Genomic DNA, 4,715 nt, shown 5'->3' with positions numbered 1-4,715 from the left:
CGGGCATCGAATCGGAAACCCTGCAACGCTTCCTGGCCCGCTACGACGGCGTCGCCCGGGGCCGGCTTTCCCGAAAGGGCGAGCGCGGGCTCCGCGCCGCCTTCCGCAAGAACGTGCTGGTGGTCGACGAGGGCTCTCTCGCCTCCACCGTACAGGCCAGGGACCTGCTCAGGATCGCCAACGCGCTCCGCATTCCCCGCGTGGTCCTGGTGGGCGACGAGAAGCAGCTAGACGCAGTCGATGCGGGCAAGCCCTTCGCGCAGTTGCAGCGGGCGGGCATGAGGACGGCCGTGATGGACGAGATCCTGCGCCAGAAGGACCCTGAGCTCCGGGAAGCCGTCGAGGCGAGCCTCGGGGGCGACATCAGGCGCGCCTTCGCGAAGCTTGGCGGCCGCGTGGCGGAAGTCAATCCCCGCAACCTCGCGGGGGCGGCCGCCGCGCGGTGGCTGAGGCTCTCCGAGCGAGAGCGCGAGAATACCGGACTGATGGCGCCGAGCCACGAGCTGCGCCGGGCCATCAACGGGCACATCCGCGAGCGCCTCGCGCGCGACGGCGTCCTCCGGGGCCCGGCCTTCGAGGGCCAGCGGCTGGTCTCCCACGGCTACACCAACGCGGAAAAGACGGTCGCCGCCAACTACGCTCCGGGCGACGTCGTGGCGTTCCACCGCGACTACCCGAGTCTCGGGGTGGCGAAGGGCGACGAGCGCCGGATCGCGCGCGTGGACCAGGGCATCGGCACCGTGTTCCTGGAGGGTCCGAAGGGAGAGGAAGTGCCGTGGCGGCCGCGCATGGTCGGAGCCAGGCGCGGCGCCGTCGAGGTCTACCGCGGCGAGGGCATCGAACTCCGTGCCGGCGACCGCATCCGCTGGACCCGGAACGACAACGCCCTGGGGCTCGTGAACAGCGGCGTGGCCGAGATCGCTTCCGTCCGGGGCGGCCGTGTCTCCTTCCGGCTCGAGGACGGGCGCAGGCTGGAGATCGGCAAGCACGATCCCCAACTCCGTCACCTTGACCACGCATGGGGCGCGACCGTGCACGGGTTCCAGGGACGCACCGTGGACAACGTGATCGCGGTGATGGAGGCCGGACATCCTCACCTGACCACGCGCAAGACCTTCTACGTGGAGATCAGCCGGGCGCGCCACGGAGCGGAGATCGTCACCGATGACGCCAGGGCGCTGCGCGAGCGGCTGGAGTCCGTCACCGGAGAGCGGATCGCGGCGCTGGAAGCGGTGGAACCGGCCTTGGACAAGTCGACGGTGAAGGAAGTCGCCAGGGACAGGGGCGCGGCGATCGGAGCGGAAGGAGGACATGCGCCGCCCGATGCCGATCCGGGCCGGGACCATGACAGGGACGCGCCGGCAGCGCCGGAACGGGAACCGGAACCGGAGAAGGTCCGTGAGCGCGGGTTCGAGATGGAAATGTAGCACCGATCCGGCATCGACGCTCATTCGACAACCCGACTAGGCGGGTCGTCACACGTCTATCGACCGAAACTCCGTGTCGCCGGTGCCAACCACCAACGCACGCACAAACAACCAGCTTGGCACATCGCCCAGGTAACACGCTTCGATATAGGGCATGATTCTATGTCGGTACGCCTTCTCAAGGTTCCAGCGCGCTACCAACTCATCGGCTTTCACCAAGGCGTCAGCCGCCTTCTCCCGGTCAATCTCGATCCACACCGAAGCTCCCCAGTATCGTTGAAACGGCACGAACTCCCGCCACGAACTCGACGGACATCTCTCCTCGTAGGCTTCCGGGTCGAACCCGGCGAAGTCGAACAGGCTCACCCCGCCCAAAGTTCGGACATACGGCCAGCCCTCCGGACCAATCAGGGTTCCCCACCGCTCGTCCTCCCCGAGCGGCGGTTTCGACAGAATGGCCTTCCGCGATCTGATTCCTTCAAATCGTTCTTCGCTCGTCGTGTGCCACAGGCCACCACGTAGCGTCTCCATTGCCTCCTCGGCGTCCAATGTCACCCTTCCCTGGCCACCCGGATACCGCGCATATGGCTCTGCTTGAGTATCCACGCCAGTGGCCGGCACCAGCGGCATGCCCGCGACCAACGGCGTTGCCGCAGTCATGGACCGGCGACATTCGCGTGCGGGTCTACCACGATGTCGGACACCTTCTGTCGAACCTCCGGCAGGGGATCCTCTTGCGCCACCGCTAGCCAGTCCATCACGGCCTTATCCTCGCAGCCCGCCTTTTGCATGGCGCGAGCCAAACAGACGCATCGCCACCGCAGCAAAGGGACATCCGCCTCTTTCGAGAACTTGCGGCGGTAGTCAAGATCGTCGATAAGGTACATCAACCCTTCCACCGCAAGCTGTCGGAGTTCCTGCCGGTCGCCGTCTTCTCCTTTCGCGAACACCCATTCCGCCACCCACAGCGCATCGCCAAGAGCCTCGATTCGGCGAGTGGCCACGAGCACACCGATCTCGCGAATCAGGTCCGAAGGTGGTCGAGGGGCCATGGACCGTCGTGCGAAATAGAGCCAGAACTGCATGGCAATCGCCGCATTCGAAACAAGCCGCGGGTCGTCAGAAGCCAAGCCTTTTCTCAGCGCCGTGTGAATCTCAGCCTCTCGCCCCTTCAGCGACCTGACCAGACCCACCAGCAGCGGCATAGCAGTTACGTCCGCCTCGCCGAACTGTTGATACTTTCTGTACAAGGCCTCGCCGACATCTTCGGGCACCTGCAGGTGCATCAATAGCGTAGCCGCGCCGCGAATGCCGTTCCGCAGCAGATCCCTCCGCGCTTGTCCGAACGGGTCGGACAGAATCCAAGGAAGGGGCGTAGGCGCAACTGCCCATCGACGCAGGACACTGGTCAAATACTCCTTATCCCCTTTGTCGAGTTCAAATGAGAAGCCGTAACGTTGAGAATGTTCCAGGGCGTCGGCTACGTGGAAGAGCATGTTGTCCAGCGATTCGTCGTTGACATCGGATAGTTCAACAGCCGACATCCATTTTTCTCGAAACCACGCCTGCGCGAACCCAGGCTCGGGCTCCGGCAAGCAGAGATATACCCAATGCCTGATCCGGTTCTCGCCTGGAAGACCTCCGCCGTCACTGTCATCGGTAGCCCAGATGGCGGCACCCACGGTCCTCTCTTCTTCAGCCGTAAGGCGTCCCGCCAAAGCAACTTGGACGAGCCTCAGCATCGCCCGGGAACGGGCCTCCTCACCGCACGTCAACGCCCGTACCAGAAACTTCACCGTCGCATGCCACTCGTCGCTGTTCCGTTCGTCACGACTTGGAATGGCCTCGGCGCTACGGTCGATCAACTCGCCAGGATCGAGAAAATTGTAGGCGTTGGGTGCGTAGCCATCCACTCCCGCGATGGGCGCGGACAAGAGTTCGAGAGCCAGATCGGCCCTGTCCTGCTCCGGCACTGCCTCCCACGACCAACTCAGCAAATGACGAATAACGTCTCGAAACAGGATGTCGGTGTAGAACAAGGGATTTCCGTAGATCGCCAGCCCCTTCCGGAGGAGCTCGGCCGCTCGATTCGCCTTGAATCTGAGGGAAAGCCGGGCAAGCGTCTCCATGGCAACCCTGACTCGGTCCCTCGGAGGTATCGTTCCGCGCGCGCCGTCATGGTGCAGGCCGCGACGCGTGTAGTAGTCGATCGTCTGCTCGCATTGACCGGCGATCGACTCCACCACACCTTCGGGGAGTGCCGCCAGGTTGGGGCGCGACAACAGCCTTCGAAGTAGTTCGTCCCCATCGTACGACATGATCCGCAACATCAACCGCAGGGCAAACTCGTACTGACCATCCCGGTGCAGCGCCTCGCTCGCCTGTCCCAGCATGGTCTTGGTCGGCGGCCAACGATCGGATAGCGTGGGCAGTCCCGCCACCTCCGCAAGCCTGACAATTCGATATGCCGCCCGTGCCCTGTACCAGTCCGGGCTTGGACCTTCCTGCTTGAACTCCACCAACCCGCGCGGCCGGGGTCCCTCGCCCAACTCGAAACCGGGGCCCTTTTCCGGCTCCGGCCGCCACTCAACGGCGTTGATCAACGCCCGAATTTCATTCGGTGGGTCGCAGTTGAACCTCGTCAGATCGCGCGCCCGGGCGCGATGTGGGTCCGAACCATCGGCACCACTCCACGACTGCTTCTCCAGCTTGCGCGCCAGACACGCCGCCCACGACTCGCGAGACAAAACGGATATATCCAGCGAGTACCCTCTCGATCGCCGAAGTGCTGCAATGGCCGAGCGCAACATCGGCAACACTTGCTCGCTCCCGTGGCCGACCTCGAACATCAAGGACGCCTTCCTCACCGCCCAGTAGGGATCTCCGTCGTCGACCCGCCAGGCGTCCAGCGCCTCGACCAAGGAACCGGCGTCGGTCTGGTAGAGCGCCCACAGACACTTTTCGTATTCCAAGTGGTGGAAGGCATTCCTGTCGTGCTGCGCGAACCCGGTGGCGACGCGAACCGCTTCGTCGAACTCATTCCGGTCGAACCCGAAACGCGCATGAGTCAACAACACCATGGCGACATCGCGTGCCGCGCTGCGATCGAGCACAGGCTCGTTCGAGCCCTCACGACTACGTGCCACCTCTTCCACGGACGTCTTGGCCACAAGCGCCAATTCCGCCCCCAACGGTTCGAGGCGAATTTCTCTGCGCCAGACGATCTCGTGCACGATCCGAAGCCGCTCGGCCAATGCGCGACCGGCCAGTCGCTGTACTATCCGGTCT

Annotated in this window: 3 protein-coding genes; 1 reads left to right on the top strand and 2 read right to left on the bottom strand. The window is 64.2% G+C overall.

Annotated features, from left to right (window positions below; all coding sequences use genetic code 11):
* Nucleotides 1-1,427, top strand: a 1,427-nt coding sequence (locus OXF11_11990; GenBank protein MCY4487815.1) for an AAA family ATPase, incomplete at its 5' end; no start/stop codon positions are given.
* 48 nt (nucleotides 1,428-1,475) lie between these two features.
* Here OXF11_11990 and OXF11_11985 read toward each other — a convergent pair.
* Complete coding sequence (locus OXF11_11985) at nucleotides 1,476-1,976, bottom strand: hypothetical protein (GenBank protein ID MCY4487814.1); 501 nt, start codon at nucleotides 1,974-1,976, stop codon at nucleotides 1,476-1,478.
* 107 nt (nucleotides 1,977-2,083) lie between these two features.
* A partial coding sequence (locus OXF11_11980; GenBank protein ID MCY4487813.1) for a hypothetical protein occupies nucleotides 2,084-4,715 on the bottom strand: 2,632 nt, incomplete at its 5' end.

This window comes from Deltaproteobacteria bacterium, assembly GCA_026712905.1.
In the GTDB taxonomy this organism is placed as follows: domain Bacteria; phylum Desulfobacterota; class Binatia; order UBA9968; family JAJDTQ01; genus JAJDTQ01.
The sequence above is the reverse complement of the archived record's forward strand: the minus strand, read 5'-3'. Positions and strand labels throughout refer to the sequence as shown.